The sequence below is a fragment of the Staphylococcus sp. AC872 genome (genome assembly GCF_979255425.1).
Genome location: NZ_CEEDKW010000001.1, coordinates 399600 through 415735 on the forward strand (window position 1 = coordinate 399600; position 16136 = coordinate 415735).

General features: G+C 33.2%; 17 protein-coding genes. 6 read left to right on the forward strand and 11 right to left on the reverse strand.

The genetic code is table 11. The features are described from left to right. Window positions 1–23 precede the first annotated feature (23 nt). The gene (copZ, locus tag ACZ267_RS02015; protein WP_002466956.1) at window positions 24–230 is read left to right on the forward strand and encodes a copper chaperone CopZ; all 207 of its coding nucleotides are present in this window, start codon (window positions 24–26) and stop codon (window positions 228–230) included. Between the two features lie 43 nt (window positions 231–273). Here the strand turns inward: copZ and ACZ267_RS02020 are convergent, their stop codons facing one another. From ACZ267_RS02020 to ACZ267_RS02055, 8 genes are all read right to left on the reverse strand, one after another. Beyond that, entirely contained in the window at window positions 274–1272 is a 999-nt protein-coding gene (locus ACZ267_RS02020) for a D-lactate dehydrogenase (RefSeq protein ID WP_463680281.1), read from the reverse strand. A 21-nt stretch (window positions 1273–1293) separates the two neighbouring features. Further along, window positions 1294–2448: an aminotransferase class I/II-fold pyridoxal phosphate-dependent enzyme gene (locus tag ACZ267_RS02025; protein ID WP_171991397.1), complete on the reverse strand. Its 1155-nt coding sequence runs from the start codon at window positions 2446–2448 to the stop codon at window positions 1294–1296. A gap of 201 nt (window positions 2449–2649) precedes the next feature. Next, entirely contained in the window at window positions 2650–4155 is a 1506-nt protein-coding gene (locus tag ACZ267_RS02030; RefSeq protein ID WP_047211130.1) for a phytoene desaturase family protein, read from the reverse strand. 12 nt (window positions 4156–4167) lie between these two features. After that, window positions 4168–5031, reverse strand: a complete 864-nt coding sequence (locus ACZ267_RS02035) for a phytoene/squalene synthase family protein (RefSeq protein WP_047211131.1) — start codon at window positions 5029–5031, stop codon at window positions 4168–4170. A 342-nt stretch (window positions 5032–5373) separates the two neighbouring features. Beyond that, on the reverse strand, window positions 5374–6114 hold the full coding sequence (locus ACZ267_RS02040) for an aggregation-promoting factor C-terminal-like domain-containing protein (RefSeq protein ID WP_047211132.1): 741 nt from the start codon (window positions 6112–6114) through the stop codon (window positions 5374–5376). Window positions 6115–6573: 459 nt separating this feature from the next. Continuing rightward, the gene (locus ACZ267_RS02045; protein ID WP_047211133.1) at window positions 6574–7998 is read right to left on the reverse strand and encodes a phosphate--AMP phosphotransferase; all 1425 of its coding nucleotides are present in this window, start codon (window positions 7996–7998) and stop codon (window positions 6574–6576) included. Window positions 7999–8095: 97 nt separating this feature from the next. Then, window positions 8096–9151, reverse strand: coding sequence for a PTS sugar transporter subunit IIC (locus ACZ267_RS02050; protein ID WP_047211134.1), 1056 nt, complete (start codon window positions 9149–9151; stop codon window positions 8096–8098). 288 nt (window positions 9152–9439) lie between these two features. Continuing rightward, complete coding sequence (locus tag ACZ267_RS02055) at window positions 9440–10813, reverse strand: amino acid permease (RefSeq protein WP_002450156.1); 1374 nt, start codon at window positions 10811–10813, stop codon at window positions 9440–9442. Window positions 10814–11033: 220 nt separating this feature from the next. Here ACZ267_RS02055 and ACZ267_RS02060 point away from each other — a divergent pair, with 220 nt between their 5' ends. Both ACZ267_RS02060 and ACZ267_RS02065 read left to right on the forward strand, forming a co-directional pair. Next, window positions 11034–11597 carry a TetR/AcrR family transcriptional regulator gene (locus ACZ267_RS02060; protein ID WP_079448990.1) on the forward strand — a complete coding sequence of 188 codons (564 nt, stop codon included), beginning with the start codon at window positions 11034–11036 and terminating at the stop codon, window positions 11595–11597. Between the two features lie 234 nt (window positions 11598–11831). Beyond that, window positions 11832–12056, forward strand: coding sequence for a DUF896 domain-containing protein (locus ACZ267_RS02065; protein ID WP_002467048.1), 225 nt, complete (start codon window positions 11832–11834; stop codon window positions 12054–12056). Between the two features lie 67 nt (window positions 12057–12123). On the opposite strand, the gene ACZ267_RS02070 is transcribed toward ACZ267_RS02065, so the two are convergent. From ACZ267_RS02070 to ACZ267_RS02080, 3 genes are read right to left on the reverse strand one after another with little or no spacing between them, the layout of a single operon-like run. Next, window positions 12124–12501 (reverse strand): VOC family protein, encoded by a 378-nt coding sequence (locus ACZ267_RS02070; RefSeq protein ID WP_047211137.1) that lies wholly within the window; start codon window positions 12499–12501, stop codon window positions 12124–12126. 31 nt (window positions 12502–12532) lie between these two features. Next, window positions 12533–13348 carry an NmrA/HSCARG family protein gene (locus tag ACZ267_RS02075; protein ID WP_047211138.1) on the reverse strand — a complete coding sequence of 272 codons (816 nt, stop codon included), beginning with the start codon at window positions 13346–13348 and terminating at the stop codon, window positions 12533–12535. Window positions 13349–13365: 17 nt separating this feature from the next. Next, window positions 13366–13668, reverse strand: a complete 303-nt coding sequence (locus ACZ267_RS02080) for a DUF2316 family protein (protein WP_023374158.1) — start codon at window positions 13666–13668, stop codon at window positions 13366–13368. Between the two features lie 125 nt (window positions 13669–13793). On the opposite strand from ACZ267_RS02080, the gene ACZ267_RS02085 reads away from it, so the two are divergent. The 3 genes from ACZ267_RS02085 to ACZ267_RS02095 all read left to right on the forward strand — a co-directional run bounded on the left by ACZ267_RS02085 (window position 13794) and on the right by ACZ267_RS02095 (window position 16123). Next, window positions 13794–14345 (forward strand): TetR/AcrR family transcriptional regulator, encoded by a 552-nt coding sequence (locus ACZ267_RS02085; protein WP_047211139.1) that lies wholly within the window; start codon window positions 13794–13796, stop codon window positions 14343–14345. A 4-nt stretch (window positions 14346–14349) separates the two neighbouring features. Continuing rightward, complete coding sequence (locus tag ACZ267_RS02090; protein ID WP_002467059.1) at window positions 14350–15054, forward strand: SDR family NAD(P)-dependent oxidoreductase; 705 nt, start codon at window positions 14350–14352, stop codon at window positions 15052–15054. Between the two features lie 67 nt (window positions 15055–15121). Further along, on the forward strand, window positions 15122–16123 hold the full coding sequence (locus ACZ267_RS02095; protein ID WP_023374161.1) for an amidohydrolase family protein: 1002 nt from the start codon (window positions 15122–15124) through the stop codon (window positions 16121–16123). The last annotated feature ends 13 nt before the right edge of the window (window positions 16124–16136 follow it).

The window sequence follows — 16136 nt, forward strand, 5'->3', positions numbered from 1 at the left end:
TAAATAAAATGAGGTGAATTAAAATGGGACAAGAAATTATTAATGTAGAAGGCATGAGTTGTGATCATTGTAAAAATGCTGTTGAATCTGCTTTAGCTAAAATAAACGGTGTTTCAGCTGCAGAAGTTGATTTAGAAAAAGGACAAGTACGAGTGGATTATAACGAAGATAAAGTTCAACTTTCTGACATGAAAGATGCGATTGAAGATCAAGGCTATGATGTTAAATAAAAATTAAAACGGGAGCGACCTTAATGGGTATCGCTCCCGTTTTTTAATTTACTCGCAAATGAGTTGTTCCTGTTTGAATAACCTCCATTGTTGCATCTAACGCATCAACGATTAAATTTTCCACTGCTGCTTCTGTATAAAATGCAATATGTGGTGTTATGATGATATCTTCTCTATCAATCAGTTGTTGAAGTAACGTATCATTCATCTTTTTATCTCGTTGATCACTAGGGAATAAGCCACGTTCAAATTCATAGGTGTTCAGAGCAGCACCTTTAATTTGACCACTATCTATACATGATAGTAACGCATGTGTATCGACTAAAGTGCCTCGTGCACAATTGACAAATACTGAACCTTTTTTAAAATGATTAAATGTATATTGATCAAATAAATGATGGTTATATTTAGTTGCTGGGACATGCAAAGTAACAATATCTGCACCTTCAATAGCTTCTTGTAAAGTGGTTTGATATGACACTATATCTTTAATATGCGCATCAGGAAAAGGATCGTATGCGACTACCTCGCATCCATAACCATTAGCAAAAATTTTAGCTACAATACTTCCTATTCTTCCAGTACCTATGACTGCCACTTTCAAATCACTGATTGATTGTGACAGTATTGATGGTTCCCATCTAAAATCATGTAATTTCATTTTAGTTTGAATAGCATTAAAATGTCTGACAACATTAATAGCTTGTGTTACTGCAAATTCTGCAATTGAACTTGGTGAGTACGAAGACACATTAGAGACGATAATGTCATATTTTGATGCTAACTCTAAATCGTATGTATCAAATCCCGCACTTCTTTGAGCAATTTGTTTAATACCGAATGATTTTAATTTAGCAAACACCGCTTCTGAAATAGGTAGTTGTTGTGATAATGATAACCCATCAAATCCTTTAACCTTATCGACATTATCCTCTGTCAATGGTGACTTAGTTAACTCATATTCCACATTGTTTTCCTTAGCCCATGATTCAATATATACAATATCCTCGTCACAAACACTCATTATTTTAATTTTAGTCATAATAACTTCATCCCCTATGTACTATTTTCCATATAAATTTGCTAAAGTTGCTAATCGTTCTGCTGCTGTTTCAAGTTGTTCATCTGGTAGTGCTAAAGATAGCCTTACATAGTTTCTACCATTTTCACCGAACGGGATACCAGGTGCCACTAAAATGGAATATTCTTTTAATAAGAACTGTTCAAATGATTCACTCTCATATCCGGGTGGTGTCTTTAACCAACAATAAATACCACCTTTAGAATGTACAAATGGCAACCCTGCTTCACTTAATTTACGCTCAAACATATCTCGTCTTCGCTTGAATGTGTCATTTTGTTGTTCTAAAAATTCGTCATAATGATTTAACGCATAGGTTGCTGCGTCTTGTAAGGCACCAAACATACCTGCATTCGTATGTGTTTGATACTTTTTCAAGGCCTGAATCATGTCACGATTTCCTACTGCAAAGCCTACCCTAAATCCTGACATATTGTATCCCTTTGATAATGAGAATATTTCAACAGCTACATCTTTTCCATTCTCTGATGATAAAATACTTGGATTTTTAGCATCAAAACCGAATGCACTATAAGCGAAATCATGAATAATTTTAGTATTAGTATCTTTAAATCTTTGAATCGCTTCATCAAACACTGCTTTGGTAGCAGTAGAGCCTGTTGGATTATTTGGATATGTTAAATAAATTAGCTTTGTATTATTTAATATATTTTTATCTACTTTATCCCAATCTGGTAGATAGTGCGGTGGTTCTAAATTTAATGAGACAGGGCGCGCATCCGCAAGCATGACCCCCGCTAAATAATCTGTATAACCTGGATCCGGTAATAGCACATTTTCCCCAGGATTAACGAGACAAGTTGGAAGTGCAACAAGTCCATTTTTCGTACCGTATAATATACAAACTTCATCTTCTGCATCTAATTCAACATCATAATGTCTCTGATAAAAATCAACGATGGCTTGTTTAAATGATGCTTTACCATGAAAAGCACCATATTTTTGATTCTCAGGTACGTTCAATCTTTTAGCAAAATGATGAATAATACCTTGTGGTGTTTCACCATCCGGAATACCAACAGCCATATTAATTAAAGGAAGAGGCCCATATTCTATTTTTCTCCCCATAGTTTTGCCAAAATAACTTTCAGGAATTGCCGCCAATCTCTCTGACATTTTCAAGTCTCATGCCTCCTTAATCTCCAATGTTCTATGTCATGTTTAGATATTATCATTCTATCAAGCGGATTAATATTGTCAATATTAACAATATTCTGATTTTTATAATTGTGTTAAGTATCCAATATAAATAAAACGTGAGAATTCGTATTGATATGAAAGTCATAGCAATTCTATCTCACGCTCTACGCTAACGAATTATATATGATTGTTAATATCTTTGATGATTTCATCAACGGTGATTTTAGCACTTGTTAAAACAATAGGTACACCTGCACCTGGATGTGTACTCGCACCAGCAAAGTATAAATCTTTATAATCTCTAGATACGTTCGGAGGTCTATAATAATTACTTTGTGCTAGCGTGGGCATTAACCCAAATGCTGTACCAAACTTAGCATTAAACGTTTGTTCAAAATCTTTAGGTGTAAAAATCGTTTCGGAAATAACATAATCTTGAACATGTTCAAGTGCAGGTATAGTAGCTAATTTACGATAAATATGTTCTTTAACACTTTTTATGAACTGTGGATTTTCCCATTCTAGAGGGCCTGTTTTAAGCTCTGGTGTTGGCATTAAAACATATAATCCTGTCTGTCCCTCAGGCGCTAACGTGGCATCTCCTACTTTAGGTACATATAAATACAACGATGGATCTTCGGAAATATCCCCATTAAATATTTCATCTATATTTTGTCTGAAATGATTTGAAAATAAGACATTATGCAACAATACATCTTCCGTAATATCTTTATCAATGCCTATATACATCATAAAAGCTGAACATGAATAATCTAATTGGTCTATTTTTTGAGGAGGATATTTTTTAACGGGTGCATGTTGTGGCATTAATTGTTGCGCAGCATATGGAAAGTCTGCCGTACAAAGTACCTTATCAAATCGTTTAACTAGGCCATTCACTCTTACGCCGTCTGCTTGCTTATACTTAGGATCAATAATAATTTCTTCTATATTAGCATTACATTGTATATCCACACCTAGCTTTAGGTTTAGTTGTTCTAAACCTTTCGCCATACCATACATACCACCTTTAATAAAATGAACACCAAACATCATTTCAATCATTGGAATAATTGAGTATAATGAAGGGCCTTGTTTAGGATCAATGCCTATATACAACATTTGAAATGCTAACATTTTTTGAACTTTTTCATTTTGGACATATTGACCAATTAAGTTATCCGCATGATTTAGTGTTTTTAATTTATAACCTTGAATCAGTGATGTTAAATTATAAAAGTCTGATGGTTTTCTATATGTTCGTTCTAAAAAATATTTTCTAGCAATCTCATATCTTCCATATACATCTGCTAAAAATTTCATAAATCCATGTGTCGTTCCAGGTTCAATTTGTTCTAAAGCGTCATGTAACTCAGCTAAATCGGTAGGCACTCTCACTTTATCATCTTTATTAAAATAGACATCATAGATATATGGTAATTGTTTCATTTCTACGTAATCTTCAAAGCGTTCACCACATTCTTCAAACACGGCTTTATAAACTTCAGGCACCATAACTATTGTAGGTCCCATATCAAAGGTAAAGCCATCTTTCGTAAATTGGTTCATACGTCCACCAATCTGTTCATTCTTTTCATATAATGTTACTTGATGACCATGTGCAGCAAGCCTAGCTGCAGAAGCTAAACCTGTCACACCCGCACCTATTACAGCAATATTCAATTGACATTCCACCTATTTATTATATTTAGCTTTAACTTGTCTGTATATGTTTAACTTATCCAACCTTGAGACATATACTCTTCGATGTAATGGATAACCATGTACACGAACTTCATCTATAATACCTTTATAAATACGTGCCGCTAGTTCGATAATTAATCTTGCTTCAGGTTTAAAAACATTTAAATGATCTAATGCAAATTGATAATCCTTTTCTGCAATTTGAGCATAATGTTCCCATAAATTAATATAATTATCGGTTAACTGCTGTTGATAAACGTCTTCAATATTTACATCATATTGATTTAACATCTCTCGACTAAAATAAATACGACCTTTTTCAAAGTCTTCGCCTACATCGCGTAAGATATTAGTTAATTGCAATGCTTCTCCTAATTCTCGAGCCACTTCATATGTTTCATGACTTGGCTGTTCAGTCAAAATAGGTGATAGTACTTCTCCAACTGTCCCAGCTACACCATAACAATATCTCATTAATTCCTCGTCTTTAACGAACATTTCAAAATGTTCATCTTCAAATACAGATTCTATCAAATTATAGAAAGATTGATACTCCATTTTGTAATTTTGAGATGTATCGTAAAAAGCTAACATAATACGTTGATTACTCTTGAATTGAACCGTTGAATCAACTTGTTGTGACTCAATCAGTTGAATATCTTCTTTAATAGCTTGTAATTTTTGAGGATTTTGTTCTTCATCAATACTATAATCTATAATTCTACAAACCGCGTATACTGCCCAAACAGCACGCCTCTCACTTTCTGGTAATAAGTCAAACGCATAAGAAAAACTTTTAGAATGCTTTTTCATTATTTGATGACAATATTTATAACTCTCATTGACCGTTGTCATTCATGGACCTCCTGTTACTCATAACCTTTTATACGTTAATATCAATTCTAGACGTATAGAATGATATTTATGTAATGAATATATAGAACTTTCTACCGTACTTAGCCTATATCTATATCATTTGAATTGAATGTTTCGTCACCCAATTCAATTGATTAAAAAACTGAATGATATGCTATATATAGTTTTTCTTAAATTCCCGTATTTAATGGTAATCAAACACTTTACACGAAATATAAATATATTCTAATCGTTCATTTTTACGCATAAAAAAAAGAGGATGACATTGTCATCCTCTTAATCATTTATAACTCGAAGGGCTTTCCAGTTATAAATTAAATCCTACCACCAACCGTGGCTTTGACGGAAAGCAATTGCATTGCTTAATGAACCGTAACGGCTATTAGCATAGTTAAGCATACCTTTAGTTTGGCTAGCTACTGAACCAGTTCCCCATGATTCCATAGTTTGTCCTAAACCTCTGTAACCAGCTGGGTTTACTGCGTTAGGGTTACCACCTGATTCTGGCATAACGATAGCGTTCCAAGCTTCTTCAGTACCACCATTAGCTAAGAATTGTGCTTTAGTTGATCCACCTGTTGAAGCACTTGAAGTTGATGGTGCTGAGTATGAAGTTGTTTTAGTGCTGTAGTTGTGGCTTGAACCATTGTTTGATGTAGTTGGAGCTGAAACAGCTTCTACATTAGTGTTGCTTGATTGTTGGTTAGAGCTTACTGATTGAGTACCAGCTTCTTGATTGTAAGAAGTTGTGTAGTCAGCTGATTGAACAGCAGTGTTTGATGTTTGAGCTGAAGTAGAACTAGCTTCTTGGTAGTTCCAAGAGAAGTTAGTACCATCTGAAGTGAAGTTATATTCGAATCCACCACTTACAAAGTGAATGTCATAAGCGCCTTCTTGAACTGGTGCAGCGTTTAATTGTTCTGGGTGGTTATGAGCTAAGTCTACTAAGTGTGCTTGATCTACGTTAGTAGTTTCTGAAGCGTGTGCTTCGTGTCCTGATACTGCGTAACCTGCTGCGCCTAATGTTAATGCTAAAGTTGATGCGATAAATGTCTTCTTCATAATTGAAAAATCCTCCAAAAAGTTTTTTGTTTTTTATATGTTTTAAAGTATTAAATTTCGTTGTGCAATATTGAAAATGTTTTTGTTTAACTTTCGACGGTATTCACTATACCACAAAAATCCGCTTTGTATATTACACGTTCCTTACAAAACATTACAAACAAAATCAAGTTTTGTAACTTTGAAATATTACTGACGTCCTTGTAACATTAATTTTTGCATGATTTGGTTTAATTTTTCATCATAAAGCCTTATATTACATTGAATTCCTTTAAGTTTCACTCAACTTTTACATCCATCGTAATATTACAGATTGCAATGTAGTTACATAATTGTAATAGTTCTAAAAATTTTAAAAAGATCTAAATACACGAAAAAAGATGGATATATTCAAATTTTTGACAATAATTTGATATATAACCACCTTTAATTTTTACTATTTAAGATATATTCAAGATGCTAATAATCTTTGACACCCCATAATACCTTCTCACACTGTCTAATGATATATTTTAAAACTTCAATCCTTGCTGTCTTTTTATGATCGGCTGGAACTATAAGCCAAGGTGCATGTATTGTATCTGTTTTTTCTATTATATCGTGACTTGCTTCTAAGTATAAATCCCATTTTTCACGATTGCGCCAATCTTCATCTGTGATTTTCCATTGCTTATTTATATCTTGTTCTCTATCTTTAAATCGTTTAAGTTGTTCTTCTTTGTCTAAACATAAGAAGAATTTTAATAATATTGCTCCTTCATCTGTCCACATTTTTTCGAAATGATTGATTTCATCATAAGCACGTTGCCACTCATCTTTATTTGCAAATCCTTCTACTCTTTCTACTAACACTCTGCCATACCAACTACGATCAAATATTTCAATGTGCCCGCTTTTTGGCATTTCTTTCGCAAAACGCCAAAGGTAGTGATGTGCCAGTTCAACGTCTGTCGGCGCACTTATACCATTCACTTCATAACCGGTTGGATCTAATTTCTCACGAATACGTTTGATATTACCACCTTTACCCGCTGCATCCATGCCTTCAAATGTTAAGATAAGCGGAATTTTTCGTTCATATAATGCAAATTGAATTTCCCTCATCCGTTTTTGTAAAGGTTCTATCAGTTCTTTATATTCTTTTTTAGATACTTCATCTAATGTTACATCAAATTTAGTAGTTGAAAAATCTTTAGTAAATGCCCCGTCTTTATTACCTTTTGATTGATTTGATTTTTGGATAGCTTGTTCTAATCTTTCTATAATATGTTTATACATCTTTTCAAATGCAACTTCTCGTTGTGTATAGTCTATAACTTCCCATTGTTTATCAGAATGCGTGAACTTTCTCATTTCTTTCAAATAGATATCTTTAGGTATGATTTGTTCATACTCTTGTACTTTCCAACTCATTAATGGATTATCTTTGGTTTGTTGAATATGCTCTTGTCGTTTTTCTTCACTGACTTCAATATAGAATTTAATTAGCTCATAACTATCATTCTGAAGCATCTCTTCAAAATGTTTGATTTGATTCACGAGTTTATCATCGTTTTTGTAATAATCTTGCTTAATATTATTTTGTTTATAATCCAAAAAGTGAGAATACCAACTTCTAAAATAGATATTGATATTTCCTTTTTGAGGCAGTGTATTCCAATATTTTTGTAAAAATTGATATCTTAAGTCTTCGGCATCCGGTGTTTTTGTTGATATAAATTGTGTGTATTTCGCATCAAACGTAAGTAATAGTTCATTGGACAAGCGCGTCTTACCTGAGGCAGGTACACCTTCAAACACGATCATGACCGGTATACCTAAATCATGTGTTTGTCGTGTTAAACTTGCCGCTTTTAGTTTTAATTGTTCTATCTTTTTATTCATCTTACCCACCCTTTATAGATAGAGATTTTAATAAAGTATAGCATAATAAAATATAGACGCCTCACTTATATGTAAGACGTCTATATTCTATTTAGCTTTACGCTAAAAATTTAAAAATATCGTTCGTATATATTTTAAAGACCTTTCTTAGAAGAATATCTAAAATCCATGCAACGAAGAAAGGCACAATGAAGAATGCGATGATAATCAATAATAAACTCAACCAAGCTGAGTCAATACCCATAAATTTAAATGCATTAATTGGTCCTACCATTCCTATAAAACCAAATCCTGCAGATTCTTTTGTACCTGCGATACCGACAATGCCGGATGCAATGCCTGAAACTGCAGCTGTAATCAATATAGGCATCATGATAATAGGATAGCGAACCATATTAGGCATCATCATTTTAACTCCACCAAAGAAGATTGAGATTGGTACGCCTGCTCTATTAACTTGGCTCGTACCAATTAACAACACCGCTTCTATAGCTGCTATACCGATTGAAGCTGAACCAGCTGCAATACCGGAAATACCAATTGCAATCGCAATGGCAACAGTTGATAGTGGCGATATGATAATAAAGCTAAATACCATCGAAATAAGCATACTCATTAAAACAGGTTGTAACTCTGTAAAACTATTGATCATATTACCAATACCAGTAGTAATCATATGTACGTATGGAAGTATCAACACACCTATAGTCGCTGAAATACCACCTACAATAGTTGGATATACAATTAAAGCCATACTTCCTACGCGATGTTCTATTAATAAAATCAATAATACGGCAATCGATGCTGTGATCATTGTATTAATTAAATCCCCAATTCCAGCTATAACCCATGTGCCATTTTTAAATTGTGCAGCACCACTACCAACATACGAAGCGCTTGCAACTACTGCCATCGCTAAAGGTGTCAGATTAAATTTCAATGCTATCAAAGCACCAACAAGTGCCGGCACCGTAAATTGAATTGCTTGAACAACACCTAGTAATGTTTTAAAAATGGGATGAAACTGCATTAAATATTTAAATATCTCCCCTAATATCGCATTGGGTACTAATCCTGCGACAATACCAACTGCTACACCAGATAGCACTCTAAAAATAAATTCTTTCGGTCTAATTTTACTCAATGTTGTCATTTCTAGCGCCTCCAATATCTAAATACGATAAATCAAACATAAATAAATAGCCTTAATTGAACTAACTATACACATGATGAAATCTAAGGTGTGTTGGTAATTCGTTGATGCAATCATTTGTTGTGTAAAGTTGGGCCAATTAAGACTATGGAGAATAGTATATCACATTATTAGAATTTTCAGATAAATATATTTGTAAAGTCATTAATTTTACAAATTTTCTTTTAACACGACTGCTATTTAAAAAGCACCGCCAACAAAGCTTTCTTGTTGGCGATGCACATTCATTTATTCATCTGGAATCTCTGCTTTTCTAGATTCTTTTTTATATCTTAAATACATTAATCCTAAAATCCCCATCCAGAATGGTGCAATGATTACTGCAAGTCTCGTACTTGGATTAATCAGTAATACCACAAAGATAAATATAAAGAATAGTACAATAGCATATGCCATCCATTTGCCACCTGGCATTTTATATTGACTCGCTTTATGAAGTTCTGGATTATGTTTTAAATATCCTAAATAAGCAATCATGATGATTGACCAAATCACTATATTTAAAACTGTTGATACTGTCGTAATATATACAAACACTTGAGTCGCATCTTTAAAGATGGCATTTAGTATCACAGAAATACTTAATAGTGCACATGTCACTAATATCGCATAATATGGAACGCCATTGCGATTAGTTTTACCAAGAATAGGTGGTGCTTGTTTACGTTGAGATAAACCAAACATCGTTCTACTATTGGCAAACACACCACTGTTACACGCAGATGCCGCAGCTGTTAATACTACAAAGTTGATTAAACCTGCTGCAAATGGAATACCAATTAAACCAAACAATTTCACATAAGGACTATCTGAAGGATTTAATTGATTCCATGGCACCGCCGCCATAATGACTGCAAGTGATCCAATGTAAAATATCAAAATGCGATATGGTACATTATTAATCGCTTGAGGTATCGTTTTATGAGGATTTTTAGTTTCTCCTGCAGTAATACCAATTAATTCAATTCCTATAAATGAAAAAATGGCCATTTGGAAGGACATGAAAAATCCTGAAGCACCATGCGGGAATATACCACCATGACTCCATATTTGAGATACGCTAGCAGTGCCATAAGGTGTCTTCATTGCAAAGACAATCATAATAATACCCACAATTATTAAAGCTAGTATTGTTAATACCTTTATAATCGCAAACCAAAATTCTAATTCTCCAAATAACTTTGCACTAAATAAATTGAGTGTCATTAATACTAACAATGTAAATAAAGCTGTTAACCAATTAGGCATTGCTGGATACCAATATTCTATGTATTTAGCAACTGCCGTAATTTCTGCCATTCCTGAAATAATCCACGTTAACCAATAAGTCCATCCAACCACAAAGCCTGCTAATGGCCCTATATGTTTATGAGCGATATCTGCAAATGATTTGAATCCAAGGTTAGATAACAACATTTCCCCCATTGCTCTCATAAACATAAATAATACAAAACCTACTATAATATAAGTCAACAATATCGATGGTCCTGCCAGATGAATTGATTCACCTGCGCCTAAAAACAATCCTGTACCAATAGCACCACCAATAGCAATTAATTGTATGTGTCTATTGCTTAATTCACGTTGCAGTTTATCTGCCATATCCGTCTCCCCGTTCTGTTTCTTTAACAGTTTCTCCCCTAAAAAGATTACAAACTTTGTTTGAAAGTAAATTCACTTTCTATAAAACTATATTTACCCATAATTTAAATTTACAATCACTATTAAATTAGTTCATAGACACTATTTTTGACATATATGACATTTAGCAAGATAATTTATATTAAGATAAACAACACTTGTTAGGTAGGTGCAAACATAATTGACTGACAAAATTGATCCCCGTGTCACACGAACAAGACAACTACTTGTTGACGCATTTCAAAAAGTATCAAAAGAAAAGAAATTAAGCCAATTAACAGTCAAGAATATTACTGATGAAGCAACTGTTAATAGAGCTACGTTCTATGCACATTTCACAGATAAATACGACATACTCGATTATTCTTTAGATGTCACTATTCTTAAAGATTTAAATGACACACTCAACATTTCAAATATTATCAATGAAATCGTCTTAAAAAATATATTCATCACAATGACTCAATATATGGAACAAGTACAAGCATCTTGTGAAATGAACCAAGATGTATTTTGTGAACAAGCGCACAAGAGAATTAATAACGAATTAGAGGATATTTTTTCTATCATGTTAGAAAATAGTTATTCAGATATTGATAGAGACATCTTGGTAAGTAGTGCTAGTTTTCTTGCGGCAGGTATGAGTGGTCTGTGTAATCATTGGCTTTCTACAAATCATGATACAGCTGAAAACTTTATAGACAAAAATCTTCCATTCTTAATTCATCACATCGCGCACATATAAAGATTCCACCATTTTATTATCTAAAACAAATGATGACCCTATGTACATTAATAAAATAATGATGCATAGGGTCATATTTTTTATTTATACAACAAACTGATCAATATGTTGCATAGACAACATATGAATTGAGCATGTCTATTGCTATATCATGCATATGCGAGTATATTATGTTTATACAACAAGTGTTGTTTAGTAAATATTTGTTGGAAATATAAATTGGAGGTTGCGATGATGCAAATTTTAGACAGAATTAACGAATTAGCAAATAAAGAAAAAGTACAAACATTGAGTGTAGAAGAAAAACAAGAACAACAAGCACTCAGACAAGACTATTTAAAAATGATACGAGGACAAGTACTTCATACATTTTCTACTATGAAAGTTGTTGATCCACTTGGCCAAGATGTTACACCAGAAAAAGTTTATGATTTGAGAAAAGAATATGGAAATATTTAAGTTGATCTTAAATCCAAATTAAAAGGCACTCAGCATCCAAACTTGGAAACTGAGTGCCTTATTGTATTTAACAAACTAAAAAGTTAAATTTATGTCCATCTGGATCAGCAAACATAGCACCATAATAGCCTTGTTTAACTGTCGGTTGTTCTAAAATATGACCGCCTGACGCTTCAACTTGTTTAACAAGTTGATCAACTTCTTCATTCGTCTTTACACCTAGAGAAATAATCGTTTCATTAGCACTTGCATGAACTTTATCCTGAGTGACCGCTTCAAAATGTTTATTTTCAATTAAGATGACAATGGTCGATCCTATTTTAATTCCTACCATTTTGTCAAGCATGTCAGGATTATGATTAATTTCAAATCCTAAAGATTGGTAAAACTGCTCACTTCTTTTTAAATCTTTAACATGTAAATTAAACCACATCGACTGAATCATAACTATCTCTCCTTATTAACATAGACCATTACTAAAATTGTACTTTCTCAATCCATTGGGCTAATGATAGTTTATCTGGATTAATTTGATTCATTAAATCAAAATCGACAACATACCCTTTTTCTTCTAGCCAATTTCTTTCGGCTGTACCACTTACAAATTCACCTTTAATTTCTGTTGGCATGCCAGTAACAGTAGCAAATGTTTTAACGACTTCATTAAGTGTTAACTCATCTGAAGCAATTTCAATCGCTTGATGATTATATTGTTCAGGGGCTTTAAATAAATTTGCAGCAATTCTAGCAATATCAATTGAAGAAATCATCGCAAATTTAACATCTGGACTAATAAATTCAGGTATTACAATTTGTTGATTTTCTTTTTTAGCTATTCTAAGGAAGTTATCCATAAAGAATGAAGGTTTGATAATTGCAAAATTCAATGATGACGCTTTAAGTGTATTTTCAATATCTGCTAAGGCTTCAAAGTGTGGTCCTTTTCTATCTCTATTTACACCACCAGCTGTACTATAAACCACAAATTCAATGTTTTGCTTTTCAGCAAGTTGAACAATCATTTTTCCCTGTCTTAATTCTTCAGCAATATCATCTTTAACAATAGGTTGAACACTGTACAATCCGTATTGTCCTTGCATTGCTTGTTCTAAACTATGTTGATCGCTTAAGTCACCTTCTACAATTTCAAGTTTGTCACTATCAATAGACGTTAACTTTTCATTATTCTTATTACGTGTTAGTGCACGTACATGCCATCCATCTGATAAAAGTTGCTTAACTACGGCATTACCTTGTTTACCTGTAGAACCGATTACTAAAATACTTTTCATTGATATTCTCTCCTTCATTACTGTTGTAAAAACCAATAATCTTCCTTTTCACCTTTTAAATATGTATATTCTTTTGGTGATTTACCAGTATGCCAGATATTTTCATTCATTAGGTCTCGAACGTCCCAAACTAAATGTATAAATTGTTGCAAATGATTTCCAAATAATTTATTTGGCGCTTTCATTTGTAATACATGTGACACATCATTGATTGAAATGTTCAATTCGTCTGCTATATTTTTTAAACTTAACGTTGTTTCGTCAAAATGCTCTTGTAGTTCTTTAGCTGTGATTTGTCTTTGCTCTTTATTTAATGACACTTATATCACTCATCCTTCTTATTTAAACATCTATATCACTCTATTTGTCTTTTTGTATGATAGGCTTTATAATAAACGGATAGTTGTCCGTTTGTCAACAAACTTATTTTAAGAAGGTGATGTATTTGCGACGAGATGCCCTCGAGAACCGGCAGCGCATTGAGAATAAAGCGATTGAACTCTTTAACCAACTTGGTGTTCAACAAGTGAGTATGAATCGCATCGCAAAAGAATTAAATATTGGAATGGGAACTTTGTATCGTCATTTTAATGATAAGAGCGCCTTGTGTGCGACGATTATCGAACATGACTTTACTGACATTATCAACCAAATGTACGAAGTGAAAGAAAAACATCACGATACTAAAGTAGTCATGGCAAAGTCGCTTGATATCTTTTTAGATTTCAAAACCACTAACAGTGACTTACTTCACTGTATTGAAGAAACAACAGATAAAAATGACTTTTACCATAGTGATATTTATTTACAGTTATTTAAGTTTTATAGTGAAATTCTTGGCAATAATAAAAGTACAACATGGACAACTTTCAAAGTAGATATGTTCTTGAAATCATTATCTACTAAATCTTTCGAATTACAAAAAGACGAACGCGGACTATCAAATGAAACAATCAGAGATTATATAATCAAACTATATTTTGATAAAGAGGAGTAATATCATGACTAAAATTACATTAATTACAGGTGGCAATAAAGGCTTAGGCTTCGAAACTGCCAAAGCACTCATCAACGAAGGACATAAAGTCTACATTGGTTCTAGAAATGAATCACGTGGACAAGAAGCAGCTAAAGAAATTGGTGCACAAAGTGTACAATTAGACGTTACTGATGAGACATCTGTACAACATGCTTTCAACTACATTAAAGATCAAGAAGGTCGCTTAGATGTACTTGTTAACAATGCTGGTATCTCAGGACAATTTGCAAAACCTGCAGATATTACTGTTGAAGACATGGATAAAGTCTATCAAACAAACGTATACGGTATTGTAAGAATGATGAACACATTCATTCCATTACTAGAACAATCAGAACAACCTGTCGTTGTTAATGTAACAAGTGGTTTAGGTTCATTTGGTATGGTAACAAATCCTGAGTCAGAAGAATTTCATGTTAATTCATTAGCTTATTGTTCTTCTAAATCAGCTGTCACTATGCTAACAGTTCAATACGCTAAAGGTTTACCTCAAATGCAAATCAATGCTGCAGATCCAGGTTCTACAAATACAGACTTAGTTGGTGACTTTAGCAATAATTCTAAACCAGCAACTGAAGGCATCAAACCTATTGTAGAATTAGCAACAATTGATGCTGATGGACCAACAGGTACGTTCATTAATGGTGACGGCAAAATGCCTTGGTAATTTCCAATAATTATTGAGTAGTATTCCCACTATATAAATAAAAACGCACTATGATGGAGGATTTAAAATGAAAAGTATTACTTTCGAAGAACATTATGTGATAGATGACATTCAAAAAGAAACAATGAGTCAAGCTTCTGCTGACCCAAATGGTGTACCCATGAAAGTCATGTTAGAAGGACTAGAGAAAAAATCAGGTTTTACTGACGCTGATGAGATCTCTCATCATGATAAACGTATTAAATTCATGGATGAACAAAATGTACAAATGCAAGTATTATCATATGGTAATGGTGCACCTTCTAATCTTGAAGGTCAAAAAGCCATCGATTTATGTAAAAAAGCTAATGATCAATTAGCTGACTATATCAAACAATATCCAGATCGTTTTGTAGGATTTGCTACATTACCAATTAACGAACCTGAAGCGGCTGTTGAAGAATTCAAACGTTGTGTCAACGAGTTAGGGTTTAAAGGTGCACTCATTATGGGTCGTACAAAAGATGGTTTCTTAGATCAAGATCAATTCGACGGTATTTTTGCAACTGCTGAAGAATTAAATGTACCTATTTATTTACATCCCGCACCCGTAAATAGTGATGTATACCAAGCTTACTATAAAGGAAATTATCCAGAAATCACTGCTGCTACATTCGCTTGTTTCGGTTATGGTTGGCACATCGATGTTGGTATTCATGCAATCCATTTGGTACTATCAGGTATCTTTGATCGTTACCCTAATCTAAATATGATTATCGGACACTGGGGTGAATTCATTCCATTCTTCTTAGAACGTATGGATGAAACTTTATTTGCTGATCATTTAAAACACCCTGTTAGTTATTACTTTAAAAATAATTTCTATATGACACCAAGTGGTATGTTAACTAAACCACAATTTGATTTAGTTAAAAAAGAAATGGGAATTGACCGAATTTTATATGCGGCAGACTATCCTTATATCGAACCAGAACGTTTAGGCGTATTTTTAGATGAACTTGGTTTAACTGATGAAGAAAAAGAGAAAGTAAGTTATAGAAATGGCGCTAAATTACTTGGCTTAGAATAATATTATTTATAAA